Origin of the sequence: Microbacterium sp. ANT_H45B, assembly GCF_008369345.1 — a bacterium.
Classification (GTDB): domain Bacteria; phylum Actinomycetota; class Actinomycetes; order Actinomycetales; family Microbacteriaceae; genus Microbacterium.
In genome coordinates this window covers 529,797-555,520 of the sequence record NZ_VOBK01000002.1, presented here as the reverse complement: position 1 = coordinate 555,520, position 25,724 = coordinate 529,797, and the positions used below count along the sequence as shown (strand labels likewise).

The 25,724-nt window shown below is 68.7% G+C and carries 22 protein-coding genes and 1 tRNA gene; 4 read left to right on the top strand and 19 right to left on the bottom strand.

All coding sequences use genetic code 11. The annotated features are described in order from the left end of the window. Positions 1-5: 5 nt before the first annotated feature. Entirely contained in the window at positions 6-374 is a 369-nt protein-coding gene (locus FQ142_RS09110) for a VOC family protein (protein ID WP_149423049.1), read from the bottom strand. Between the two features lie 95 nt (positions 375-469). Between FQ142_RS09110 and FQ142_RS09105 the strand changes: the two genes are divergently transcribed. Beyond that, complete coding sequence (locus FQ142_RS09105; RefSeq protein WP_149423048.1) at positions 470-1,795, top strand: MFS transporter; 1,326 nt, start codon at positions 470-472, stop codon at positions 1,793-1,795. 20 nt (positions 1,796-1,815) lie between these two features. Beyond that, positions 1,816-2,238 (top strand): GNAT family N-acetyltransferase, encoded by a 423-nt coding sequence (locus tag FQ142_RS09100; protein ID WP_149423047.1) that lies wholly within the window; start codon positions 1,816-1,818, stop codon positions 2,236-2,238. 47 nt (positions 2,239-2,285) lie between these two features. On the opposite strand, the gene FQ142_RS09095 is transcribed toward FQ142_RS09100, so the two are convergent. The 6 genes from FQ142_RS09095 to polA form a co-directional block, all read right to left on the bottom strand. After that, positions 2,286-3,026, bottom strand: coding sequence for a formylglycine-generating enzyme family protein (locus tag FQ142_RS09095; protein WP_149423497.1), 741 nt, complete (start codon positions 3,024-3,026; stop codon positions 2,286-2,288). Between the two features lie 11 nt (positions 3,027-3,037). Beyond that, positions 3,038-3,787 (bottom strand): SGNH/GDSL hydrolase family protein, encoded by a 750-nt coding sequence (locus FQ142_RS09090; RefSeq protein WP_149423496.1) that lies wholly within the window; start codon positions 3,785-3,787, stop codon positions 3,038-3,040. Positions 3,788-3,833: 46 nt separating this feature from the next. After that, positions 3,834-5,186 carry an MFS transporter gene (locus FQ142_RS09085; protein WP_149423046.1) on the bottom strand — a complete coding sequence of 451 codons (1,353 nt, stop codon included), beginning with the start codon at positions 5,184-5,186 and terminating at the stop codon, positions 3,834-3,836. 42 nt (positions 5,187-5,228) lie between these two features. Continuing rightward, entirely contained in the window at positions 5,229-6,263 is a 1,035-nt protein-coding gene (locus FQ142_RS09080; protein WP_149423045.1) for an LLM class flavin-dependent oxidoreductase, read from the bottom strand. Positions 6,264-6,316: 53 nt separating this feature from the next. After that, positions 6,317-7,993, bottom strand: coding sequence for a DUF885 domain-containing protein (locus FQ142_RS09075; protein ID WP_149423044.1), 1,677 nt, complete (start codon positions 7,991-7,993; stop codon positions 6,317-6,319). Positions 7,994-8,075: 82 nt separating this feature from the next. Beyond that, positions 8,076-10,712, bottom strand: a complete 2,637-nt coding sequence (gene polA, locus FQ142_RS09070; protein WP_188042358.1) for a DNA polymerase I — start codon at positions 10,710-10,712, stop codon at positions 8,076-8,078. 96 nt (positions 10,713-10,808) lie between these two features. On the opposite strand from polA, the gene FQ142_RS09065 reads away from it, so the two are divergent. Further along, positions 10,809-11,186 (top strand): PaaI family thioesterase, encoded by a 378-nt coding sequence (locus tag FQ142_RS09065; RefSeq protein ID WP_149423494.1) that lies wholly within the window; start codon positions 10,809-10,811, stop codon positions 11,184-11,186. On the opposite strand, the gene FQ142_RS09060 is transcribed toward FQ142_RS09065, so the two are convergent. Both FQ142_RS09060 and FQ142_RS09055 read right to left on the bottom strand, forming a co-directional pair. Beyond that, the gene (locus tag FQ142_RS09060) at positions 11,161-11,724 is read right to left on the bottom strand and encodes a GNAT family N-acetyltransferase (RefSeq protein ID WP_149423043.1); all 564 of its coding nucleotides are present in this window, start codon (positions 11,722-11,724) and stop codon (positions 11,161-11,163) included. The two genes, FQ142_RS09065 and FQ142_RS09060, sit on opposite strands and share 26 nt — an antisense overlap. 3 nt (positions 11,725-11,727) lie before the next feature. Continuing rightward, positions 11,728-12,348 carry an ANTAR domain-containing response regulator gene (locus FQ142_RS09055; RefSeq protein ID WP_042536652.1) on the bottom strand — a complete coding sequence of 207 codons (621 nt, stop codon included), beginning with the start codon at positions 12,346-12,348 and terminating at the stop codon, positions 11,728-11,730. Positions 12,349-12,448: 100 nt separating this feature from the next. On the opposite strand from FQ142_RS09055, the gene FQ142_RS09050 reads away from it, so the two are divergent. Further along, positions 12,449-12,531: transfer RNA gene (locus FQ142_RS09050), tRNA-Leu, on the top strand. Between the two features lie 19 nt (positions 12,532-12,550). On the opposite strand, the gene FQ142_RS09045 is transcribed toward FQ142_RS09050, so the two are convergent. The 10 genes from FQ142_RS09045 to FQ142_RS09000 form a co-directional block, all read right to left on the bottom strand. Further along, positions 12,551-13,042 (bottom strand): hypothetical protein, encoded by a 492-nt coding sequence (locus tag FQ142_RS09045; protein WP_149423042.1) that lies wholly within the window; start codon positions 13,040-13,042, stop codon positions 12,551-12,553. Positions 13,043-13,129: 87 nt separating this feature from the next. Beyond that, complete coding sequence (locus FQ142_RS09040) at positions 13,130-13,801, bottom strand: esterase/lipase family protein (protein ID WP_149423041.1); 672 nt, start codon at positions 13,799-13,801, stop codon at positions 13,130-13,132. A 136-nt stretch (positions 13,802-13,937) separates the two neighbouring features. Next, on the bottom strand, positions 13,938-15,389 hold the full coding sequence (pyk, locus tag FQ142_RS09035; protein ID WP_149423040.1) for a pyruvate kinase: 1,452 nt from the start codon (positions 15,387-15,389) through the stop codon (positions 13,938-13,940). A 55-nt stretch (positions 15,390-15,444) separates the two neighbouring features. Next, complete coding sequence (locus FQ142_RS09030) at positions 15,445-16,911, bottom strand: glutamate synthase subunit beta (RefSeq protein ID WP_149423039.1); 1,467 nt, start codon at positions 16,909-16,911, stop codon at positions 15,445-15,447. Further along, a complete protein-coding gene (gene gltB, locus FQ142_RS09025) occupies positions 16,904-21,427 on the bottom strand; it encodes a glutamate synthase large subunit (RefSeq protein ID WP_149423493.1) in 4,524 nt (1,507 codons plus the stop codon). The genes FQ142_RS09030 and gltB overlap by 8 nt, the downstream gene beginning before the upstream one ends. A 135-nt stretch (positions 21,428-21,562) precedes the next feature. Beyond that, on the bottom strand, positions 21,563-22,591 hold the full coding sequence (lgt, locus tag FQ142_RS09020; RefSeq protein ID WP_056417536.1) for a prolipoprotein diacylglyceryl transferase: 1,029 nt from the start codon (positions 22,589-22,591) through the stop codon (positions 21,563-21,565). A 10-nt stretch (positions 22,592-22,601) separates the two neighbouring features. Further along, positions 22,602-23,405: a tryptophan synthase subunit alpha gene (gene trpA, locus FQ142_RS09015; protein ID WP_149423038.1), complete on the bottom strand. Its 804-nt coding sequence runs from the start codon at positions 23,403-23,405 to the stop codon at positions 22,602-22,604. Next, the gene (trpB, locus tag FQ142_RS09010; protein WP_149423037.1) at positions 23,402-24,703 is read right to left on the bottom strand and encodes a tryptophan synthase subunit beta; all 1,302 of its coding nucleotides are present in this window, start codon (positions 24,701-24,703) and stop codon (positions 23,402-23,404) included. Before trpB ends, trpA begins: the two co-directional genes overlap by 4 nt. After that, positions 24,703-25,473 (bottom strand): indole-3-glycerol phosphate synthase TrpC, encoded by a 771-nt coding sequence (trpC, locus tag FQ142_RS09005; protein ID WP_188042386.1) that lies wholly within the window; start codon positions 25,471-25,473, stop codon positions 24,703-24,705. The genes trpB and trpC overlap by 1 nt, the downstream gene beginning before the upstream one ends. A 2-nt stretch (positions 25,474-25,475) precedes the next feature. Next, positions 25,476-25,721, bottom strand: coding sequence for an HGxxPAAW family protein (locus FQ142_RS09000; RefSeq protein ID WP_056417546.1), 246 nt, complete (start codon positions 25,719-25,721; stop codon positions 25,476-25,478). Positions 25,722-25,724 lie beyond the last annotated feature (3 nt).

Genomic DNA, 25,724 nt, shown 5'->3' with positions numbered 1-25,724 from the left:
TGCCATCACTGTGCGGCCCATACCCCCAGCTCGTTGCCGCTCGGATCGAGGAAGTGCAGACGTCGACCACCCGGGAACTCGTACGGGCCCTGCGTCACGGAGCCGCCGGCGTCGGTGATCGCGGCCTGCGTCGCCTCGAGGTCGTCGGAATAGAGGAGGACCAGAGGTCCGCCGGCAGGCCTGGCCTGATCGGAGAGCAGCAGGCCTCCCACCTCGGACCCGTCGCCGGTGGGTGAGGCGATGCCGGCGTAGGCGGGACCGTAGTCCACGAAGACCCACCCGAAGGTGTCGCCGTAGAACCGCTTCGCGGCGTCGAGGTCGTTCACGACGAGCTCGACGTAGTCGATGGAGTGATGCACCGGTGCAGGAGTCATACGGCCACGGTAGCCCCGGCATCCGACATCCGGAAGGCTGCGTCGCGCGCATCGGAGCGCACGAGAGCCCCGCCCACCGGGAGTACCGTGGAAGGGTGCAACAGGTTCCCCGCTCCCCCGTAACCGACCCGGGGTGGAGGGCCTGGCTCATCTGGGGTGTGGGCGTGGCCGCCTACGTTCTCGCGATCACCAACCGCACCTCGTTGGGCGCTGTCGGAGTCGAGGCGGCCGACCGGTTCCACGCCGACGCCTCGACGCTCGCGCTCTTCGCCGTGGTGCAGCTCGCGGTCTACGGCGGCATGCAGATCCCCATCGGCATCCTGCTCGACCGCTTCGGGTCCCGCCCCATCATGACGATCGGCATGCTCCTGATGGCCGCCGGTCAGCTCACCATGGCCCTCTCCCCCAGCATCGGCGTCGCGGTCTTCGCCCGAATCCTCCTCGGTGCGGGAGATGCGGCGATCTTCCCGGCCGTGCTGCGACTCGTCGCCACCTGGTTCCCCGCCCAGCGCGGCCCTCTCATGGTCCAGTTCACCGGCATCATCGGTCAGGCAGGGCAACTCGTCGCGCTCGTCCCGCTCGCCGCCCTCCTGCATGCGACCTCGTGGACGATCACGTTCGGCAGCATCGCCGGTCTGGGGGTGCTCTTCACGATTCTCGTCGCGCTCCTGATCCGCAACCACCCGGCAGAGCGCGGGGCCGACGTCTCGGTGGACACCGACACGGGCGTGATCCGCGTCGTCACCTCGTCGATCGACACGGGTGTCGGCATCCGCGCCGCCTGGGCGCACCCCGGCACCCGACTCGCGTTCTGGTCGCATTTCACGTCGCCGTTCGCGGGCACCGCGTTCATCCTGCTCTGGGGGATGCCGTTCCTCACCGCGGCCCAGGGGCTGGACACCGCGCACGCCGCGGGGATCATCTCGGTGTATGTCATCGCCGGCATGGCGCTCGGCCCGATCATCGGCGACCTGTCGAGGCGGTTGCCGAACCAGCGCTCACTCGCACTCGTGCTCCCCGCGGTCGGCCTGCAGGTGGGCGCATGGATCGCCGTTCTCGCGCTGCCGGGCCCCGCGCCCCTCTGGCTGCTCTACGTGCTCGCCGTCGCGCTCGCGACCGGCGGCCCCGCGAGCATGATCGCCTTCGACCATGCGCGCACCCACAACCCGTCGCACCGACTGAGCACCGCGACCGGGGTGACGAACGCCGGGGGCTTCGTCGCCGCGCTGATCGCGATCTGGCTGATCGGTCTCGCACTCGACGTCCAGGGCGCCGGAACCCCCGAGACGTACTCGTTCGAGGCGTTCCGCATCGCCTTCCTGATGCCGATCCCGCTCTGGATACTCGGCGTCGTCTTCATCGTGATCGAACGCAAGCGGACACGCATCCGCATGGGTCTGGAACCCGAGAAGCATCGCTGACCGCTCGTAGGATGTCGCTCATGCCTTCGCCCTATTCCTTCTCGACCGACACCGCGACGATCGACCGAGCCCTGGTGCACCGCTGGCTCAGTGAGGAGTCGTACTGGGCGAGAGGACGCAGCCGCGAGACGCAGGATGCCGCGATCGACGCGTCGCGGAATTACTCGGTTCGGGATGCCGACGGCCGGCAGGTCGCGTATGCGCGCGTCGTGACCGACGGCATCACGTTCGCCTGGCTCTGCGATGTGTTCGTCGACGAGACGGCGCGCGGCGAGGGCATCGGACGACTGATCGTCGAGGGCGTCATCGATGATCTGCAGCACTCATCCACCGTGAAGCGCATCGTGCTGGCTGCGAGCACCGCGAGCGGCCTGTACGAGAAGTTCGGATTCGCCGAGTCCTCGGGCCCCAGCCGCTATCTCATCCGCCCCATGGACCGGTGAGGATCAGCCTGCCTCCCTCGCGCGGCCGGACCCGCAGCGCTGATCGATCAGCGGCCGGGTCGACGCAGCGGAGTCCAGCCGAACGGCACAGGGCCGTCGAATGCGGCACGCTCGCGGTCCGCGCGCTCCGACCACCCCTGAGCTTCGCCCGGCGCGTCGAAAGCACCCCTGGCGACGCGCAACCCCACGTCGTCCTGCGCGGTGCGGGGCGCTCCCCCGCGACGGACCGATGCCCGCACGCTCCAGGCGTCGTCGGCGAAGCCCCCACCACGGAACACGCGATAGTCGTCGTAGCGTGCGGGATCCAAGAGGTCCCAGCACCACTCCCACACATTGCCGAGGGTGTCGAACAACCCGTAGAGATTCGGCAGGCGTGAGCCCACATCCTGGGCGGACGAGACGCCGTCGGCGCTCGTCCACGCGGCGTCCGCGAGCGGGGCGTAGTGCGGACCGGTCGAACCCGCGCGGCAGGCGTACTCCCACTCGGCCTCGGTCGGCAGACGGTAGCCATCGGCCGTCACGTCCCACGCGACGACCTCTCCGTCAAACCGGTAGACCGGATCGAGGCCCTCCCACTCGGACGCGGCGTTGCAGAAGTGAACGGCGCGCAGCCAGCTCAGCTCCACAGCGGGACGTCGCGGATGGCGTGAGGGGATCGGGAGGATCTCGGCCAGCTGCTCCTCGGTGATCGGGAAGACCGCGATCTCGAAGTCGTCGACGCTCGCCACGCGCTCCACTTTGCGGCGGGCATCGTGAAGCGTCACCGAGCCGCCACGGATGCGGCGCATCTCGATGTCGGTCACGCGCCGGGCACCCGCTCGACCCAGTCGGGGTACTTGGCTGCGCGCCCGTCGCCGGACGAGGTGCGCGTGACACGGCGTCGCACCCAGGGTCCGACGAACTGGCGATAGTAGGCGATCCCGGCAGGCCCGGCGGCCGCGAGCGAGGTCGGCGACCACCACGTCGCCGGCGGCTCGAATCCGAGCCCCTGCAGCACCCGCGCGGCGACACGGTGATGGCCGGCCGCGTTCATGTGCAGGCGGTCCTCCGACCAGTATTTCGCGTCGGACAGCTCGCTGTCCGGCCAGTTCAGCGCGCGCACGACGTCATCGCGCCCCTCGACCCGCCTCAGCACCGCATCGGAGAGCTGATCCCCGCGGCGCTGCACGAGAGAGCCCATCGGCAGCTGACCGCTCGGATTCGCGCCGGACAGCAGGATCAGAGTCACGCCCTCCTCGTCGCATCGACGCAGCACGCGGCTGAACGCATCGGCGATGTGCTCGAGATCGGTGCGCGGTCGGAGCATGTCGTTGCCCCCGCCGTTGAACGACAGATGCGTGGGTCGCAGCGCGAGCGCGGGTTCGAGCTGCTGTTCGACGATGGGCCAGGCCAGCCGGCCGCGGATCGCGAGGTTCGCGTAGCTGATCGGGTGACCGGATGCATCCGCCCACCCCTGGGCCACGAGGTCCGCCCATCCGCGTTCGCTGCCGTCCGGGAGCACATCACCCACGCCCTCCGTGAAGGAGTCTCCGATGGCCACATAGCGCACGTCTGTCACCCCGACAGCCTATTCCCGCCAGCGGTGCGCGGACGCCTCACCGGTCGTCGAGCGCCTCTCCCCTGCGGTCGACGAGTCCCCAAGACGCCACCGCAGCGGCGACGAAGCACGCTCCGAAGACGGCGAACAGGACGGGCGCTCCCCCGGCGACGAGCAGCACCGGCACCGCCAGAGGCGCGATGATCGAGGCGATGCGGCCGATGCCTGCGGCCCACCCGGCCCCGGTGCCGCGCAGCGAGGTCGGGTAGATCTCGGGCGTCACCGCATACAGCGCACCCCAGGCGCCCAGGTTGAAGAACGACAGCGCCATCCCCGAGGCGATGATGGCCGTCTCGGTCGTGGACGTGCCGAAGAACACGGCCGACACCGCGGATCCGAGGAGGAAGATCGACAGGGTCGACCGCCGACCCCAGACCTCGATCAACCAGGCCGCCACCGCGTAGCCGGGCAGCTGGGCGAGCGTGATGATCAGCGTGAACCCGAACGACCGCACGAGATCGAACCCCGCATCGACGAGGATGCTGGGAATCCAGATGAAGGCGCCGTAGTAGGCGAAGTTGACGCACAGCCAGACGACCCAGAGGCTCAGCGTGCGCAGCCGGAACTCGGCGTTCCAGAGCGTGGTCAGGCGGGCCCGGGTGGTGACAGCGATCGCCCGCGACGGCGGCTCACGGCGGATCGCGGGTTCGGGCACGACACCCGCATCGGTCTCGAACGTCGAGACGATGCGATCCGCCTCGGCGATGCGTCCGCGTGAGGCCAGCCAGCGCGGCGACTCCGGCAGGCCCCACCGCACGATCAGGGCGTAGACCGCAGGGATGGCGCCGAAAGCGAAGGCCCAGCGCCACCCGTCGTCGGACGTCGGGATCACGAAGTAGCCGATCAACGCGGCAGCGGTCCAGCCGAGGGCCCAGAACGCCTCGAGGATCACGATGAGTCGGCCGCGGATGCGCGCGGGAGCGAACTCGCTGACGTAGGTCGACGCGACGGGAAGCTCCGCGCCGAGACCGAGTCCCACGAGGAAGCGCAGGACGAGCAGCGCCGCCAGTCCCCCGACGAGTGCGCTCGCACCGGTCGCGATCCCGTAGATGAGCAGCGTCAGCGCGAACACCTGACGCCGACCGAGCCGGTCGGCGAGAAGGCCGCCGAGGGTCGCGCCGAGCGCCATGCCGATGAAGCCGACGGAGGCGATCCACCCGGCATCCGTCTTGGTCAGCCCCCACTGCTGGGTGAGCGCCGCGAGGATGAAGGAGATGAGCCCCACGTCCATCGCGTCCAGCGCCCAGCCGACGCCCGATCCGGTGAGCAGTCGCAGATGGCGACGCGTGAACGGAAGCTCGTCGAGACGCCCGGCGATCGATGCCCGGCTCGGCAGCGCGGTGTTGGCCATTCCTACATCGTAGAGGCGTGCTCGCGCCGCCGAGCCGCTGTGTCAGTCGCGCTCGGCGAGGATCCTGCGCACCCGCGGGATGACCTCGGAGCCGTACAGCTCCACGCTGCGCAACATCGCCTCGTGCGACAGCGTGCCGGTGGCGTACTTCAGGTCGAAGCGGCCGAGGTCGAGCGTCGTGATCGTGTCGGCGATCTTCGCCGCCACGCGGTCCGGCGAACCGACGTACAGCGCTCCTGCAGGCCCGACATCGTTCTGGAACCTCGCCCTGCTGTACGCAGGCCAGCCCCGCTCGCGTCCGATCGTGTTGTTCATCGCCTCGAAGCCCGAGTATGCCGCCTCCCACGCCTCGTCATCGGTGTCGGCGATGTGCCCGGGAGAATGCACGGCGATCGGGTGCGCCGGGGTCCCGAACGACGCGATGGAGCGGTGATACAGATCGACGAACTGGCGGAAGCGTCCTGCCGGGCCTCCGATGATGGCGAGCATCAGACCGAGGCCGTGGCGGGCGACGCGCACGACCGATTCGGGGCTGCCGCCCACCCCCACCCATGTCCGCAGGCCGTTCTCCGTCTTGGGGAAGACGTTCGCGTTGTCGAGCGACGGCCGCATCGTGCCGGACCAGGTCACCGGCTCCTCCTTGAGGAGTTCGACGAACAGCTCGAGCTTCTGCTCGAAGAGGGCGTCGTAGTCGCGCAGGTCGTAGCCGAAGAGCGGGAACGACTCGATGAACGAGCCGCGCCCGAGAACGACCTCTGCACGTCCGTCCGACAGTGCGTCGAGCGTCGCGAAACGCTCGAAGACCCGCACAGGGTCATCGGAGGAGAGCACCGTGACCGCGGTGCCGAGACGGATGTTCTGCGTGCGGCCGGCGATCGTGGCCAGCACCATCTCGGGTGCCGAGACCGCGAACTCCGTGCGGTGGTGCTCCCCCACCCCGAAGAAGTCGACGCCGACGCTGTCGGCCATCTCCGCCTGTGCCACCACGTTGCGGATGGTCTGCGCGGCGGTGAGCAGTTCGCCGTCCGCGCCTCTGGTGATGTCGCCGAAGGTGTCCAGCCCGAATTCGATGCCCATGTCAGCCCTTTCTATTCAGCTGAATGAACATCGTCTGGGTCGTTCGCATTCCCTCAGCCTGCGAGAAGCGCCGTGCGCAGGGTGTCGAGGCCCACGCCGCCCATGTCGAGGGCACGCTTGTGGAACTCCTTGACGTCGAAGTCGGAGCCTCGTTCCGCCTGGTACGCATCGCGCACCTGCTCCCAGATGCGCTGGCCGACCTTGTACGAGGGCGCCTGCCCCGGCCATCCGAGGTAGCGGTTGACCTCGAACTGCACGAACTGGTCGGACATGTTGACGTTCTTGCGCATGAAATCGAGCGCGTAGTCCGCGTCCCAGATGCCGGTGCCGTCGGGCCGCGGCTTGCCGAGGTGCACGCCGATGTCGAGGACGACCCTGGCCGCGCGCATGCGCTGGCCGTCGAGCATCCCGAGTCGATCGGCGGGGTCGTCGAGGTAGCCGAGCTGCTGCATCAGACGTTCCGCGTACAGCGCCCAGCCCTCCGCGTGGCCGGAGGTGCCGGCGAGCAGACGACGCCAGGAGTTGAGCTCCGTGCGGTTGTACACGGCCTGGGCGATCTGCAGATGATGCCCCGGAACGCCCTCGTGGTACACGGTGGTGAGCTCGCGCCAGGTGTCGAACTCCGTGACGCCCTCGGGAACCGACCACCACATGCGGCCGGGGCGCGAGAAGTCATCGGTCGGACCGGTGTAGTAGATGCCACCCTCCTGGGTGGGGGCGATCATGCACTCCAGGGTCCGGATCGCCTCGGGGATGTCGAAGTGCGTGGCGCCGAGCTCTGCGACGGCCCTGTCGCTCGTCTCCTGCATCCAGCGCTGCAGTGCCTCGGTGCCGACGAGCTTGCGCGCGGGGTCGGCCTCCAGGTGCGCGACGGCCTCTTCGACCGACGCGCCGGGGAGGATCTCGTGGGCGATCGCGGTCTGCTCCTCGACCATCCGCGCGAGCTCCTCGCGTCCCCACTCGTAGGTCTCATCGAGGTCGATCGTCGCACCGAGGAACCGGCGGGAGTTGAGCGCATACAGCTCGCGTCCGACCGCATCGACCTCTCCTGCGGCGGGAGCGAGCTCCTCGGCGAGGAAACCGCGCAGCTCGTCGTAGGCCACGCGGGCGGCCGCGGAGTTGTCGGCGAGCAGCCGTGCGAGGGATGCGGGCAGGTTGCCCTCCTGGGGCGCCGCGTCGGCGACGAACGCCGCGAAGAATCCGTCATCGGCCGTGTAGCGGTCGATCTGCGTCGCGACCTCCACGACCTGGCGCCTGGCGGGCGTGACTCCCGCGGCGATGCCGGCACGCAGGGTCTCGGTATAGCCGCGCAGCGCATCCGGGACTGCGGCAAGCCGGGTCGCGATGACACTCCAGTCGTCCGCGGTGGCCGTCGGCATCAGGTCGAATGCGGATCGCACGTCCTGAGCGGCTGAGGCGATCACGTTGAGGTCTCGGAGGTGCCAGTCGGCGTCGTGCAGTTCGAGGTCGAGGCTCAACTCTGCCGACAGGTCCGCCTTCGTGACCGCATCGATCGCGTCGACCGGCTCGAGCGCCGTCAGCTGCGCGAGCGTCGTCCGCGTCGCCGCCGCGATCTCGTCGTGGCCGGCCGGGCTGAGGTCACCGAATCGATCGTTGACGTCATCGCGACCGATGTAGGTCCCGAGGGTCGGAGCCAGCACCGCGATGGTGTCGACCCACTCGTCGGCGACTTTGTCGATGGCAGACGGAGTGCGAGGAGAAGAGGTCATCCCTCCAGAGTAGCCAACACCGCTCGCGCGTCCTATCGGTTCTCTGCCCACCCGCAGGCGAGCATCGGCGTGAGACCGACCGTCAGTGTGCGGCCTCGTTCCAATCGCGACCGCGACCCACCTGCACATCGAGCGGGACCCTCAGGTCTGCCGCGTCGCCCATGCGAGCCCGGACGATCCGCTCGGCGGCATCCCACTCGCCCGGCGCCACCTCGACCACGAGCTCGTCGTGGATCTGCAGCAACGCGCGCGAGGACAGGCCCTCGGAACGGAGGTCTTCGTGGATGCGCAGCAGCGCGATCTTCATGATGTCGGCCGCGCTGCCCTGGATGGGAGCATTGAGAGCCGCGCGCTCGGCGTTCTCACGCAGCACCCGGTTGGGGCTCGCCAGGTCGGGGAACGGGCGACGGCGCCCGAAGATCGTCTCGGTGTAGCCGACCTCCTTCGCCGTGATGACCGAGGCACGCAGGTAGTCGCGGACAGCGCCGAAACGCGCGAAGTACTCGATCATGAGCTGCTTCGCCTCGGACTGCTCGATACGCAGCTGCTTCGAGAGGCCGAACGCCGACAGGCCGTAGACGAGGCCGTAGGACATCGCCTTGACCTTGGTGCGCATCGCCGCTGTGACGTCGGACGGATCGACGCCGAAGACCCGCGCGCCGACGAAGCGGTGCAGGTCTTCACCGCTGTTGAACGCTTCGATGAGCCCTTCGTCACCCGAGAGGTGCGCCATGATGCGCATCTCGATCTGGGAGTAGTCGGCGGTGAGCAGGGACTCGTACCCTTCGCCGACCTGGAATGCGCTGCGGATGCGGCGGGACTCCTCGGTGCGCACGGGGATGTTCTGCAGGTTCGGGTCGGTGCTCGAGAGCCGGCCGGTCTGGCTGCCGGTCTGCACATAGGTCGTGTGCACGCGGTGGTCGTCGCCGATCGCCGTGTCGAGCGACTCGATGATCTGACGCAGCTTCGTCGCCTCGCGGTGCTGCAGCAGCAGACCGAGGAACGGATGCGGGTGCGATTCCTGGAGGTCGGCCAGCACGGCGGCATCCGTCGAGTAGCCGGTCTTGGTCTTGCGCGTCTTGGGGAGCTGCAGATCTTCGAAGAGCACTTCCTGGAGCTGCTTCGGGGAGCCGAGATTGAACTCGCGGCCGACGATGCCGAACGCGTCCTGCGCCAGCCCGTCGGCGCGCGTCGCCAGCTCGCCGGAGAACGTCGAGAGCACCTCGTGCGAGACCGCGACGCCGGCGACCTCCATGTCGGCGAGCGTGAGCAGGGTGGGCAGCTCGATGTCGGTGAGGACCGCGGCGACCGACTCGGGGATGTCTTCGCGCAGGGCCGTAGCCACCCGCAGGGCGAACCACGCCTCCTGAGCCGGAGTCGCGCCCTCGGTCTCGGGAACGAGCTGCGAGGGGTCGGCCTCGGGCAGCTTCTCGCCCAGGTACCGCTCGACGAGATCGCCGAGCGTCTTGTCGGGGAAGCTCGGGCGCAACAGCCATCCCGCGAGGCTCGTGTCGTACGCCAGCCCGGCGAGGCGGATGCCCTGACGACGAAGTGCCTTCACCTGCGGCTTCGCGTCGTGGATGATCTTCGGACGATCGGACTCGAGCCACGGACGCAGCGCGTCGGCCACCTCGTCGCTCCAGTCGATCTCACGGAGGTCGGACTCGGTGGCCGCGCCCACCCTGGTCGGGGCTCCGCCCTGCAGCGGGATGCGCAGGGAGACGTCGCGCGTCTGGGCGTCGACCCAGTCGACGAACTCGGCGGCGGTGACCTGAGAGGGCTCGGGCAGCACCACGGCGGCGGCCGCCGGATCATCGGCGACCTCACCTGCGCCGACGGCCTCGAAGACGCGGGGAAGCAGGGTGCGGAACTCGAGGCGCGCGAAGATATCGCGGACGGCCTGGGCGTCGATCGGCGCCACGGCCAGATCGTCGGGCGCGACGGGGAGCTCGACGTCGCGCAGCAGCCGGTTGAGCCGGCGATTGCGGCGCACGTCCTCGATGTGGTCGCGCAGGTTGCCGCCGACCACGCCCTTGATCTCGCCCGAGCGCTCGAGAAGGTCGTCGAGCGAGCCGAACTGGGTGAGCCACTTGACGGCGGTCTTCTCTCCCACCTTGGGGACACCCGGGAGGTTGTCGCTGGTCTCGCCGACCAGTGCCGCGATGTCGGGGTACTGCTCGGGAGGCACACCGTAGCGCTCGTGCACGGTGGTGGGGTCGTACCGCTTGAGCTGCGAGACTCCCTGCACGGACGGGTACAGCAGAGTGACGTCGTCGGTGACGAGCTGGATCGTGTCGCGGTCACCCGACACCACGAGCACGTCGTATCCCTGTTCGGCTCCCTGCGTCGAGAGCGTCGCGAGGATGTCGTCGGCCTCGACACCCTCCTTCGTGAGCACGGGGATCGACATCGCGGCGAGGCAGTCCTGCAGCAGGGGGATCTGCCCGCGGAACTCCTGCGGGGACTCTGATCGGGTCGCCTTGTACTCGGGATACTGGTCGGTGCGGAACGAATGGCGGGACGTGTCGAACGCGATCGCCATGTGAGTCGGCTGCTCGGCCTTGATCAGGTTCACGAGCATCGAGAGGAAGCCGTAGATGGCGTTGGTGTGCTGGTTGTCTTTGGTGGTGAAGTTCTCGACCGGGAGGGCGAAGAACGCACGGTAGGCGAGCGAGTGGCCGTCGACGACCATGAGGGTAGGCTTTGCGGAGTCCGTCACCCTTTCAGCCTAACGAGGACGACAGACACCCGCTGAGGAGGATCCGTGAGCGAGACCGCGACCAGTGCAGGACTCGACTGGGCCACAGCCCGCGGCATGGGCGCTCTCGCCCAGAAGATGGGCATGGAGTTCCTGGAGTTCACCACCGAGAGATGCGTCGCGACGCTGCCGGTCGAGGGCAACACGCAGCCCGTCGGGCTGATGCACGGCGGCGCGTACGTGGTGCTCGGCGAGTCGCTGGGGTCCATGGCGGCCAACCTGCATGCGGGCCCGGGACGACTCGCGGTCGGAGTGGACATCAACGCGACCCATACGCGGTCGGCGACCTCGGGCGTGGTCACCGGCGTGTGCACCCCGGTGCATCTCGGGCGCAGCATCACGGTGCACGAGATCGTGGTGACGGATGATCAGGGTCGGCGCTGCTCGACGATCCGCATCACCAACATGATCAAGGACGCACCCACATCGAGCTGAGCGGCTCCTCCAGCAGCAGCTGGAACAGGCGGTGGTCCTGCCACTCCCCCGCTATGCGCAGATACCGCGGAGCGATCCCGATCGGCTCGAAGCCGAGCTCGCCGAGCACCCGCTGCGATGCGGCGTTGTGCAGCAGTGTGGCGGCCTGCAGACGGTGCAGCCGCAGCTCGTCCCTCGCGTGGGCGACGACGCGGGCGACCCCGAGGGACGCGAGTCCCCGGCGTAATCGCGAGGCATCGATCCAGTAGCCGAGGTCGGCGCTCCAGAAGGCTCCGCGCACGACGTTGTTCAGGTTGATCCGTCCCCGGATCTCGCCGTCGGAGGACTCGATGACGAACCGCGCGCTCCTGCCCAGCGCCGCCTCGTCCACGCACCGGCGGGCGTCCGTCTCCTGCCACTGCTCGGTGAAGAACTCCGGTTCCCTCAGCGGCTCCCAGGGAGACAGGTGCGCGCTGTTCGCGGCGTACGCCCTCGCGAGGGCGGCGCCGTCACCGACACGGATCGGACGCAGGACGTGCTCCGCGTCGAGCGGATGCACGGACTACTTCTTCGGAGCCAGCTGCTCGATGATCGCCTTCGCGACGTCCTGCATCGTCAGACGACGGTCCATGGACGCCTTCTGGATCCAACGGAACGCCTCGGGCTCGGACAGGCCCATCTTCTCATTCAGCAGACCCTTCGCGCGGTCGACGAGCTTGCGGGTCTCGAAGCGCTCGACCATGTCGGCGACCTCGGCCTCGAGCGTGATGATCTGCTCGTGGCGGGCGAGAGCGATCTCGATCGCCGGCAGAAGGTCGTTCGGCGTGAAGGGCTTGACCACGTAGGCCAGGGCGCCGGCCTCGCTGGCGCGCTCCACGAGCTCCTTCTGGCTGAAGGCGGTCAGCAGCACCACGGGGGCGATGTTGCCCTTGTGCAGCTTCTCGGCGGCGCTGATGCCGTCGAGCTGCGGCATCTTGACGTCCATGATCACCAGGTCTGGGCGCAGCTCGGTGGCCAGTGCCACGGCGGTCTCCCCGTCGCCGGCCTCACCGACGACATCGAAGCCGTTGTCGCGGAGGATCTCGACGATGTCGAGACGGATCAGCGACTCGTCCTCGGCGACGACGACGCGTCGGGGTGCGGATGACGTGGGCTGCTCGGCTGCCTGTTCTTGCTCGGTCACAGATCCATCCTAGTGGAGTGCGCCTGTGGCGTCCCCGATGACTCGACGCGCGATCGGGAGCACGGGTGCTCTGCGCTAAAGTCGAAGTCGCGACACACGAGCCGGCGTGGCGGAATGGCAGACGCGGAGCACTCAAAATGCTTTGTCCGAAAGGGCGTGTGGGTTCGAGTCCCACCGCCGGCACATCGAGGTCGGAGGCGACCTAGGAGATCGGCTGCACCGACGCGCGGATCCAGATCTCCCGGTCGATCAGCAGATACCGGTCGAGAGACGGGCGCATGCAGCGCACGAACTCCTGCTCCGCGGCGGCGGGGTGATCCGCGAGGATCATGCCGTCCGGGATGCTCCCTCTGATGATCGCGTCGAGGTTCTCGTTCGTGGCCTCGACCGCCACTCCCCCGACCAGCACGGGCACATAGACGTCTCCGCCGTGGATCCGCTCGCCGCCCGGACCGAGGACGGTCGCGTCCGACCGTGTCTGGGCGAGGTAGGCGGGAACACAGGCGATCGCATCGTAGGTGCGGAAGCGACGCTTGAGCCGGTAGCGGATGCCGATGCTGCCGGGCCGCAGAGCCGGAAGCGCCACGTCGTCGCGATCGGGCGAGGGGAAGAACCCTGCAGGGGGCGCGCCGATCTCGGGACGCGGGCCGAGGAGGCGGTCGTCCACAGCAGGTTCGATGGTCAGGTCATCCATGATCGCAGTGCAGAGGCGGTGATCGCCACGGCACGTGCACCAGCGTAGTCGTCCGGAGGACGACGGCGCACCTGCCACCGCTGCGCGCTACCCCTCAGCGAGGGCGGCGACCTCGGCGAGGACCCGGGGGTCGGCGAGCACCCGGAAGTGTCCTCCGGTGTCGAGGCGCACGTTCTTGCGCGCGCCGTCGAGTTCGCTCCCCTCGGGTATGTGCGGATCGAAGCGGCCGAAGACCGACACGATGCGATCGTTGAGATCACGGCGCGCGGCGAGCTCGAGGATCGACGGATGCGTCGGGGCGAGCGCCCACAACGACCGCACGGGCAGGAGGCGCGCGTAGCGGGATCCGCCGAAGGGCGTGGCCACCGCGACCATCGCACGCACCCGGAATCCCGCGGGCCCTGCCATCGCGAGCTTGCCCGCGAGTCCTCCCTTGCTGTGGGCGACCAGTATGACGTCGGTCAGACCCGACGCATCGAGGAATCCGGTCACCGCCTCGGCCGCCTCGCGGACCGGGCGCCGATTGCGCTCCAGGGCGTCGACGACGTGCACCGGATGGCCGCGGTCGTGGAGGGCGGTGATGAGCGGCTGCATGAACCGCCAGGTCTCGTACACCCCGGGCAGGATGATGATCGGCACACCATCACCGCCTGAGAAGGACTCCGCGTCGCGGCGGTCGAACGCGGCCCGCGCCTGCCAGTATCCGGCGTACAGGTAGTCGGCGATCCACCAGCCCGCCCGTCGCACCAGATCGATCATGCACCCCTCCGGCGCTGGACCGGCCGCATGCGCGGCACACTCGACGATACGTCCGCGGCTGCGGGTCGCGCATCGCCGCGTGGCACGACGACGGGGGCGGAACTCGCGTTCCACCCCCGTCGTCCGGTGCTGCGGGTCAGACCGTGGCTTCCTTGTAGATCGGCGCGGCACCGTTCACGGCGTCTCCGACCTTGTGCACGCGGATGTCGTTGGTCGAGCCGACGATTCCGGGAGGGGAGCCCGAGATGACGACGACCTTGTCTCCCTCGGCGGCCAGACCGTTCGAGAGCAGGTAGTCGTCGACCTGCAGATACATCAGGTCGGTGTGCTGGACCATGTCCACGAGAGTGGACTGGATGCCCCAGGTGAGCGCCATACGACGGCGGATGTCGGGCTCCGGCGTGAAGGCCAGCATCGGGATCCGCGAGCGCAGCCGCGACAGACGGCGAGCCGAGTCGCCCGACTGCGTGAACACGCAGAGGAACTTCGCCTCGACGAACTCCGCGACCTCGAGCGCGGCGAGCGTGATCGCCCCACCCTGCGTGCGCGGCTTCGTGGTGAGCTTGGCGATGCGCTCCAGGCCGTGCTCCTCGGTCGACTCGATGATGCGCGCCATGGTCTCGACGACCACCACGGGGTAGTCCCCCACGCTGGTCTCGCCCGACAGCATCACGGCGTCGGCACCGTCGAGCACGGCGTTCGCGACGTCGGAGGTCTCGGCGCGCGTCGGCACCGGGCTGTTGATCATCGACTCGAGCATCTGCGTCGCGACGATGACCGGCTTGGCCATGCGGCGGGCGAGCTCGACGGCGCGCTTCTGCACGATCGGCACGGCCTCGAGCGGAAGCTCGACACCGAGGTCGCCACGGGCGACCATGATCGCGTCGAAGGCATCGACGATTCCCTCGAGGGCGTCGACGGCCTGCGGCTTCTCGACCTTGGCGATGACGGGGACCTTGACGCCCTCCTCCGCCATGATCTCGTGCACGCGGGTGACGTCCTCCGCGTTGCGGACGAAGGACAGCGCGATCAGGTCGGCGCCGATGCGCAGACCCCAGCGGAGGTCATCCTCGTCCTTCTCGCTCAGAGCGGGGACGTTGACGGCGACACCGGGCAGGTTGATGCCCTTGTTGTTGGACACCGCGCCGGCGACGATCACGCGGGTGGTGACGGTGACCCCGTCGGTCTCGACGACCTCGACGCGGACCTTGCCGTCGTCGATCAGCAGGAAGTCACCGGGCTTGACGTCGTTGGGCAGACCCTTGAAGGTCGTTCCGGAGATCTCCTTGTTGCCGATGATGTCTTCGGTGGTGATCTTGAAGATGTCGCCCTTGGCGAGCTCGTAGGGGCCGTCCTCGAACTTGCCGAGGCGGATCTTCGGGCCCTGCAGGTCGACGAGGATCGCGACCGCACGACCGGCGTCGTCCGCCGCACGACGCACGTTGGCGTAGTTGTTCTCGTGCACGGAGTAGTCACCGTGGCTCAGGTTCAGACGGGCGACGTCCACTCCGGCGTCGATGAGGGCACGGACGGTCTCATAGGTGGAGGTGGCGGGGCCCAGGGTGGCGACGATTTTCGCGCGTCTCAACAGAATGCTCCAGGGTAGTGGGGATGGAAATCAGGCGACGGTGCCGCCGTTCAGCCTACGCGGGCTGAAGACCGATGGCGACCTCGTGCGGACGCACGGGCTCGGGCAGCACGGTGCTCCCCATGAGGAAGCGGTCGACGTTCGCCGCAGCCGCACGGCCCTCGGCGATCGCCCAGACGATCAGCGACTGCCCGCGTCCGGCATCGCCGGCGACGAACACGCCGGGAATCGTGGACTCGTAGCTGTCGTCGCGACGGAACGCTCCGCGCTCGGTCAGCTGGGGCAGCGTCTCCTCGGTGAAGCCGTCCTGCTCCGGGCCGGTGAAGCCCATCGCGATGAGCACGAGGTCCGCGGGGATCTCTCGCTCCGTGCCGCTCCTGGGCACGCGACGTCCGTCGATGTACTCGGTCTCGGCGACGCGCAGAGCGCGAAGCTCGCCCACGTCGTTCGAGAGGAACTCCACGGTGGAGGCGAGGAAGACCCGCTCTCCGCCCTCTTCGTGAGCGGAGGTGACCTCGAACAGAGTGGGCATCATCGGCCAGGGCTGGTGCCCGGGTCGCTCGGTGCCCGGCTGCACGCCGATCGCCAGGTTGGTGACGCTGAGTGCACCCTGACGGTGCGCGGTGCCGATGCAGTCCGCACCGGTGTCGCCGCCGCCGATGACGATGACGTGCTTGCCCTCGGCGGTGATCTGCTCGGGGACCTTGTCGCCGGCCACCGCGTGGTTCGACTCGACCAGGTATTCCATCGCGAAGTGCACACCGTCGAGGTCGCGTCCGGGGATCGACAGGTCGCGGGGAACGGTAGCCCCCGTGGCGATCACGATCGCGTCATAGCGGGCCCGGAGGTCGGACCAGGAGATGTCGCGTCCGATCTCCACACCGGCGCGGAAGCGCGTCCCCTCCTCCTGCATCTGGCGCAGGCGGGATTCGAGCTGGCCCTTCTCCATCTTGAAATCGGGGATGCCGTACCGGAGCAGTCCGCCGATGCGGTCGTCGCGCTCGAACACCGCGACGGTGTGACCCGCACGAGTGAGCTGCTGCGCCGCGGCGAGTCCGGCAGGGCCGGAGCCGACGACGGCGACGGTCTTGCCCGTGAGGCGGGCGGGCGGCTGCGGCTCCACCCACCCCTTGGCGAAGGCCTCGTCGATGATCGAGACCTCGATCTGCTTGATCGTCACCGCGGGCTGGTTGATCCCCAGCACACACGAGCTCTCGCACGGCGCAGGGCAGAGACGCCCGGTGAACTCCGGGAAGTTGTTGGTCGCGTGCAGGCGATCGATCGCCGCACGTCCCTCTCCTCGCCAGGTCAGGTCGTTCCACTCCGGGATCAGGTTGCCCAGCGGGCATCCCTGGTGGCAGAACGGCACACCGCAGTCCATGCAGCGGCCGGCCTGGCGCTTGAGGACCGCCTGATCGCCCTGCTCATAGACCTCTTTCCAGTCCATGATGCGCACGGGCACCGGCCGTCGCTTGGGAAGCTCACGCTCGGTGACCTTCAGAAAACCTTTGGGATCAGCCACCGGTCACCTCCAGGATGCGGTTCCAGACGATGTCGCCGTCAGGGTCGATGCCCTCCGCGACAGCTTCCTCGCGCATGCTGCGCACAGCCGCGTAGTCGCGAGGGAGCACCTTCGTGAACTGGCCGGCGGTCTCCTCGAACCTGGCCAGGATGTCGGAGCCGAGCGGCGACGCCGTCCGCTCCACGTGCTCGGCGATGAGACCGCGCAGCACCTCGAGGTCGGCACGGTCCAGGGGCTCGAGCCGGAGCTCGCCGCTGCCCAGGGACTGCGCGTTGACCTTGCCGGAGTCGAGCGAGTGGATGTACGCCACTCCCCCGGACATGCCGGCTCCGAGGTTGCGTCCGGTCGAGCCGAGGATCACGGCCACGCCGCCCGTCATGTACTCGAGCGCGTGATCTCCCACGCCCTCGACGACGGCGGTCGCCCCGGAGTTGCGCACCAGGAACCGCTCGCCGACGACGCCGGACAGGAACATCGTCCCCGCCGTCGCGCCGTAGCCGATCACGTTCCCGGCGATCACGTTCTCGTGCGGTGCGATGTGCGCACCCCGAGAGGGACGGATCGAGATGTCTCCTCCGGACAGGCCCTTGCCGACGTAGTCGTTCGCGTCGCCCTCGAGCCGCAGCACGATGCCCGACGGCAGGAACGCCCCGAGGGACTGACCGGCCGTGCCGTTCAGGGTGACGTCGATCGTTCCCCTGGGCAGGCCGGCCGCGCCGTGGCGCGATGTGACCTGGTGGCCCAGCATCGTGCCGACCGCCCGCTCGGTGTTGGCGATGGGCAGTTCGACGACCACGGGCTCCCCATTGAGGAGCGCCGGGGCGGCGATGTCGATCAGCTGGACGTCGAAGTGCTTCTCGAGCTCGTGATCCTGGGCGCGCCGGCTGCGGCGAGGCTCGCTCGCCGGGAACGCCGGCCCCTCGAGCACGGGGCTGAGGTCGAGTCCTTCGGCCTTCCAGTGCTCCAGAGCGGCATCCGCCTCGATCAGCTCCGCACGTCCGATGATCTCGTCGAGCGAGCGGAATCCGAGTTCCGCGAGGAGCTCGCGCACCTCCTCCGCGATGAACTCCATGAAGTTCACGACGAACTCGGGCTTTCCCGTGAAGCGCTCGCGCAACGCGGGATTCTGCGTCGCGACGCCCACCGGGCAGGTGTCGAGGTGGCAGACCCGCATCATGATGCAGCCGCTCACCACGAGGGGCGCGGTCGCGAAACCGAACTCCTCGGCGCCGAGCAGAGCGCCGATGATGACGTCACGGCCGGTCTTGAGCTGACCGTCGACCTGCACCACCACGCGGTCGCGCATGCCGTTGAGCATGAGCGTCTGCTGCGTCTCGGCCAGGCCGAGCTCCCACGGCGTGCCGGCGTGCTTGAGCGAGTTCATCGGGCTCGCGCCGGTGCCGCCGTCGTGACCGGACACCAGGATGACGTCGCTGAGCGCCTTCGCCACACCGGCGGACACCGCCCCGATGCCCGACTGGCTGACGAGCTTGGTGTGGATCCTCGCCTCGGGATTCGCCCTCTTCAGATCGAAGATGAGCTGCTTGAGATCCTCGATCGAGTAGATGTCATGGTGCGGCGGCGGCGAGATGAGGCCGACGCCCGGGGTGCCGCCGCGTGTGCGGGCGACCCACGGGTAGACCTTCTGCGGAGGCAGCTGTCCGCCCTCGCCGGGCTTGGCGCCCTGGGCGAGCTTGATCTGGATGTCGTCGGCTTCGGTCAGGTAGAGGCTCGTGACGCCGAAGCGACCCGACGCGACCTGCTTGATGGCGCTGCGCCGCTCGGGGTCGAGCAGTCGCTCGGCATCCTCGCCGCCCTCACCGGTGTTCGACTTGCCGCCGATCCGGTTCATCGCGATCGCGAGGGTCTCGTGCGCCTCCTTGGAGATCGAGCCGTAGCTCATCGCACCCGTCGAGAAGCGCTTGACGATCGCGGAGACCGGCTCCACCTCATCCAGCGGCACCGGCTTACGGGTTCCGGTGCGCAGGCGGAACAGCCCGCGCAGCGTCTTGAGTTCCGCTGCCTGGTCGTCGACGAGCCGCGTGTAGTCGCGGAAGATGTCGTAGCGGCGCTCGCGCGTGGCGTGCTGCAGCTTGAACACCGTCTCGGGATTGAACAGGTGCGGGGAGCCGTCGCGGCGCCACTGGTACTCTCCCCCGGTCCACAGCCGCTCGTGCGCGCGGGCGGCCTCGTCCTCGGGGTAGGCGTAGTCGTGACGGGCCTGGTTCTCGAGGAAGATCTCCCCGATCCCGATGCCGCCGAGCTTCGACTCCGTGCGCGTGAAGTACCGGTCGATGAACTCCTCGCTCAGACCGACGGCCTCGAAGACCTGCGCCCCGGCGTAGGACGACACCGTCGAGATGCCCATCTTCGACATGATCTTCAGCACCCCCTTGCCGAGTGCGTAGATGAGGTTGCGGACTGCCTTCTCCGGGCTGATCCCGGTGATGTAGCCGGTGCGCACGAGGTGCTCCACCGTCTCCATCGCCAGATAGGGGTTCACGGCGGATGCGCCGTAGCCGATCAGGGTCGCGACATGGTGCACCTCGCGGACGTCCCCGGCCTCGACGATCAGACCCACCTTCATGCGGTTCTCGCGGCGGATCAGGTGGTGGTGCACCGCAGAGACCATGAGCAGCGACGGGATCGGGGTCAGATCCTTGTTGGAGTCCCGGTCCGACAGGATGATGAACTCGGCGCCGCTGGCGATGGCCTCGTCGACCTCTTCGCACATCTCGACGAGACGGTTCTCGAGCGTGTTCGAGCCGACGTCGAAGTGGTACAGGCCCTTGATGGTGACACTGGCGCGGTCGGGCAGCGCCTTGTCGATGTGGCGGATCTTCGCGAGCTCGTCGTTGTCGATCACCGGGAAGTCGAGCGACACGGTGCGCGTGTGATCGGGACCCCAGCTGAGCAGGTTGCTCTCGGGTCCGAGGCCGAGCTTGAGGCTCGTGACGACCTCTTCGCGGATCGAGTCGAGCGGCGGGTTCGTGACCTGCGCGAACTGCTGCGTGAAGTAGTCGAACAGCAGGCGTGGGCGCTTGCTGAGCACAGCGATCGGGGTGTCGGAGCCCATCGCACCGAGCGGCTCGACGCCGGTCTGCCCCATCGGGGTCAGCAGCAGGCGGACCTCTTCCTCGGTGTATCCGAAGGTGCGCTGGCGGCGGGTGATCGAGGCCGGCGGGTGCACGATGTGCTCGCGCTCGGGGAGATCCGCGAGACGGACGGATCCGGCATCCAGCCACTCCTGCCACGGATGCAGGGTCGCGAGGTCGTGCTTGATCTCGTCGTCCTCGATGATGCGTTGCTGCGCCGTGTCTACGAGGAACATCTTTCCGGGCTGCAGACGTCCACGACGCTTGATGCGCTCCGGCTCGAACGTGAGCACACCGGTCTCGGAGCCGATCACGATGAGCCCGTCGGTGGTCTCGGTCCAGCGACCGGGGCGTAGGCCGTTGCGGTCGAGGGTCGCGCCCACGACGGTGCCGTCGGTGAAGATCAGCGCCGCCGGGCCGTCCCACGGCTCCATCTGGTTCGAGTGGTACTCGTAGAACGAACGCAGCTCGGGCGAGATGTCGGACTGCTTCTCATATGCCTCGGGGACCATCATCATGATGGCGTGCGGCAGGCTGCGACCTGTGAGGGTGAGCAGCTCGAGCACCTCGTCGAATGACGCGGAGTCGCTGGCGCCATCGGTGCAGATGGGCAGCAGCGGTGCCACGTCGCCGAGCAGCTCGGACTCGAGCTGGGACTGGCGCGCCCGCATCCAGTTGCGGTTGCCGCCGACCGTGTTGATCTCGCCGTTATGCGCGAGCATGCGCAGCGGCTGCGCGAGGGGCCACGAGGGGAACGTGTTCGTGGAGTACCGCGAGTGCACCACGGCGAGCTCCGACATGAAGCGCTCGTCCTGCAGATCGGGGTAGAACGGCTCGAGCTGCAGAGTCGTGACCATGCCCTTGTACCCGAGCGTGCGGGCGGAGAGCGACACGAAGTAGGCGCCGAGCTCGTGACCGGCGCGTTTGCGCAGCCGGTAGGCGACGCGATCGAGCGCGATGCCGGTGAGCGGTGCGTCGGAGTGGGTCGCTCCCCCGGCGCTCACGAAGAGCTGCTCGAAGGCGGGACGCGCCTCGTCGGCGAGCTTGCCGAGATTGTCGTTGACCGTGGGGACCTCGCGCCAGCCGAGGACGCGGAGGCCCTCGCTGCGGGCGATCTTCTCGATCCCCGCCTTCTGCTGACGGCGCTCGCTGGAGTCGCGCGGCAGGAACGCCAGCCCCGCGGCGTACTCGCCGACCGGAGGGAGCTCGAAGTCGGTGACGGCGCGCAGGAAGGCGTCGGGCATCTGGGTCAGGATGCCCGCTCCGTCGCCGGTGCCGGCATCCGAGCCGATGGCGCCGCGGTGCTCGAGGTTGCGCAGCGCCTGCAGCGCCAGCGCGATGATGTCGTGACCGGCTTCACCGCGCAGGGTGGCGACCATCGCGAGGCCGCAGGCATCCTTCTCGAACGCCGGGTTGTACATGCCCTGCTTGGGCGGATAAGCGCCGGAGGCGCCGTAGGGAGGCTGAAAATACACCAGTACCGTCCTCAGATCTGCAGATGACCCGGGGACGTCATTGGCCGGGTGGATGTGATGGGGTCCGCACGGACCGGTCGGCTACCGCGTGCCTTCCGTGTCCGTGGGAGCGGTGCTTGTGGCGCTGGCTCCTGCGGCGACTTCTTCGGACGGAGGCTCACTCACGTCCACGAAATCGGAGGGATTGTTCTGTGATTCTACATCAGCGTCCAGATCCTTCCGTCCGCGGCCGGGCTGGTACGCGGACGGCTCGAGACCGGGGTGACGGAGCGACTGGACGACGAGGATGGCGAGGCCGACGACGATGCCGAGGATCGCTGCCCAGACGTTGCTGCGAAGGCCGAGGATGATCTCGCTCGGATCGATGCGGATCGACTCCCAGACGACGCGGCCGGCGCTGTACCAGATGAGGTAGATCGCGAACAGGCGACCCCACTGCAGCGAGGTGGCCTTGCGGCTCAGCCACAGCAGCACGATCACGCCGAGGCCGTTCCAGAGGACCTCATACAGGAACGTCGGGTGGAACAGTGTGCCCTCGGGGAGGCCGGGAGGGAATGCGGAGTTGTCGGAGGGGATCTCGAGGCCCCACGGCAGATCGGTCGGCAGACCGTAGAGCTCCTTGTTGAACCAGTTGCCGAAGCGGCCCATCGCCTGGGCGAGCAGCAGGCCGGGCGCGAGCGCGTCGGCGAAGGTCCAGAAGCGGATGCCGGTCCACCGGCATCCGAGGTACGCCCCCACGGCGCCGCCGATGAGCGCACCGAAGATGGCGATGCCGCCCTCCCAGATGGCCCAGACCGAACCGGGTTCGAACGGGTTCCAGGTGTTCTTGCCCTCGCCGAAGTAGAAGTTCGGGTGGGTGAGCACGTGGAAGATGCGAGCGCCGATGATGGCGATCGGCACGGCGAGGATCGAGATGTCGATGACGACCCACGGCTCGGCGCCACGCCGGGTCAGGCGGTGGTTGGTGAGCAGCACGGCGGCGATGATGCCGGCGATGATGCAGAGCGCGTAGAAGTGGATCCGGAGCGGGCCGAGGTCGATGTACGAGACGGGAGGGCTCGGGATGCTGGCGAGCACGCCGGTGAAGGTGCTGTGGAGCGCGAGGGACATGATTGCGATTCTAGTTCTCGTGTACGGGGCGTGCCGACGACGTGCCGGAGGCCAGGTTTCGGGTGACTTCGGCGAGAGCGGGGATGCCGCCGTCGCGCAGTGCGCGGACGAGCGCGGTGCCGACGATCGCGCCGTCGGCGTACTCGGAGACACCGGCGATCTGCTCGGCGGTCGAGATGCCGATGCCGACGCAGGCGCGCAGATTGCCGTGCTCGCGCAGGCGGGCGACGAGGTTGCGCGCCGCACGGTCGAGCTCGGTGCGCTCACCCGTGATCCCCATGGTCGACACGGTGTACACGAACCCGGTGGACGACTTCACGACGAGGCCGAGGCGCTCGTCTGTGGAGGTGGGGGCCGCGAGGAACACGCGGTCGAGTCCGGTGCGCTCGCTGGCGGCGATCCACTCCCCCGCGACGTCCGGCGTGATGTCGGGAGTGATGAGACCAGCACCGCCGGCGGCGAGCAGATCGTCGGCGTACCGGTCGACGCCGTACTGGAAGACGGGGTTCCAGTACGTCATCACGAGCACGGGCACGTCGGTGGCCTCGGTGATCGCCCGTACGGCGGTGAACAGGTCCTTCATCTTGAACCCGTTGGCGAGTGCGGCGGTGGTCGCCTCCTGGATGACCGCGCCGTCCATCACGGGGTCGCTGTAGGGCGGCCCGAGTTCGATGATGTCGACACCGTTCTCCGCGAGCGCGATGGCCGCCTGGATGCTCGTCTCGAGGTCGGGGTACCCGACCGGCAGGTAGCCGACGAAGGCGCTCCGGCCTGCCCGGTGTGCGGCGGCGATCGCCTGTTCGACGCGACTCACAGCTCCGGCTCCCCCTTCGAGGCGGCCTGCTCGGCGGCGCTCTCTTCGGAGACGTCGTGCGCGAGAGCCTCGGCGTCGTACAGGTCGAAGTACCGGGCCGCCGTGTCCATGTCCTTGTCGCCGCGGCCCGAGAGGCAGATCGCCAGCACCGCGTCCGGACCCATCTCACGACCGAGGCGCAGAGCGCCGGCGAGGGCGTGCGCGGACTCGATCGCCGGGATGATGCCCTCGGTGCGGCTGAGCAGGCGCAGGGCCTGCATCGCCTCGTCGTCGGTGGCGGGGATGTACTCCGCGCGGCCGATGTCGGCGAGCCAGGAGTGCTCGGGGCCGACACCCGGGTAGTCGAGACCGGCCGAGATCGAGTGCGACTCGGTCGTCTGCCCGTCGTCGTCCTGCAGCACGTAGGTCTTCGCGCCGTGCAGGATTCCCGGACGTCCTCGTTCGATCGATGCCGCGTGGCGTGGCGTGTCGACGCCGTCGCCTGCTGCTTCGACGCCGTAGAGCTTCACGCCCTCGTCGTCGAGGAACGCATCGAACATGCCGATCGCGTTCGAGCCGCCGCCGACGCAGGCGATCACGGCGTCGGGCAGTCGGCCGGTCTCGTCGAGCAGCTGCTGACGGGCCTCTTCGCCGATGATCTTCTGGAAGTCGCGCACCATCGCGGGGAACGGATGGGGCCCGGCCGCGGTGCCGAAGATGTAGTTGGTGGTCTCGACCGACGCGACCCAGTCGCGGTAGGCGTCGTTGATCGCATCCTTGAGTGTGCGCGACCCCGAGGTGACGGGCACGACCTCTGCGCCGAGCAGACGCATGCGGGCGACGTTGAGTGCCTGACGCTCGGTGTCGACCTCGCCCATGTAAATCGTGCACTCCAGGCCGAACAGCGCCGCGGCCGTCGCCGTCGCGACACCGTGCTGACCGGCGCCGGTCTCGGCGATCACGCGGGTCTTGCCGAGCCGCTTGGTCAGCAGCGCCTGTCCGAGCACGTTGTTGATCTTGTGCGATCCGGTGTGATTGAGGTCCTCGCGCTTGAGGAAGACACGGGCGCCGCCCGCGTGCTCCGCGAACCGCGCGACCTCGGTCAGCGGTGACGGGCGTCCGGCGTAGGAGCTCAGCAGCGAGGCCAGCTCGTCGCGGAACGCCGGGTCGACGATCGCCTCGGCGTACGCCGCCGAGAGCTCGTCGATCGCGGCGATCAGCGACTCCGGCATGTAGCGCCCGCCGTACTCGCCGAAGAGAGGTCCGTGCTGGTCGCGCAGACTGCCTCCGGCCGTCGTTGCTCGCTCGGTGGGATGCATCACGCCTCCAGGAAGCTCGTGAGGGTGGCGACCGGGTCGCCCGTGACGAGGGCTTCTCCGATCAGGACGACATCGGCACCCGCGGAGCGGTAGTGCGTGACGTCTGCGGGGGTGAGCACCGCGGACTCGGCGATCTTGATCGCGGAGTCCGGGATGCGCTCGACGAGGCGGCCGAAGAGGTCGCGGTCGAGTTCGAGAGTGGTGAGATCGCGGGCGTTGACACCGATCAGCGGAGCGCCGAGGTCGATGGCCGCTTCGAGCTCATCGGCCGAGTGGGTCTCGACGAGCGGCGTCATGCCGAGTTCGGTGATGAAGCCGAACAGGTCGTGCAGCACCTGCGGTTCGAGGCCGGCGACGATGAGCAGCACCAGGTCGGCACCGGCCGCGCGGGCCTCGAGGACCTGGTAGCGGTTCGCGATGAAGTCCTTGCGGAGCACCGGCAGCGTCACGCGGGCGGTGACGGCCTCGAGATCGGCGAGACTGCCGCCGAAGCGGCGTTCCTCGGTGAGGACGCTGATCGCCGAGGCGCCGCCGGTCTCGTAGAGCGAAGCCTGCAGCGCGGGGTCGGGGATCTCGGCCAGGGCGCCGCGCGACGGGCTCGCGCGCTTGACCTCGGCGATGATCTTGACGCGGTCGGCCGGGGCGAGGAAGGCGAGCGCATCCTTGGCGGCAGGGCGCGCGAGAGCGTCGCGCTCCACCTCGGACATCGGCCGGGTGAGGGCTCGACGCTCCGCGTCTGCGACTGCGCCGGCCGTGAGGTCGGCGAGCACCATTAGTGCGCCTTCGGCGAGTACTTGGGGCCCTTCACGCCGTATCCGGCGCGGGCGACGAGCCATCCTGCCAGCGCGCCGAGCGGGACGATCGCGGCGCCGACCCAGATGATCGGGATCCACACGGGGCTGAACACGGCGAGGCAGAACGCCAGGGTGCCGATCGTGAAGCCGGCGAGCATGATGATCACGCCTGTCCATGCGGCGGGCGAGTGTCCGTGGCCGGGGTCAGCGATCGGGTTGGTCATGGT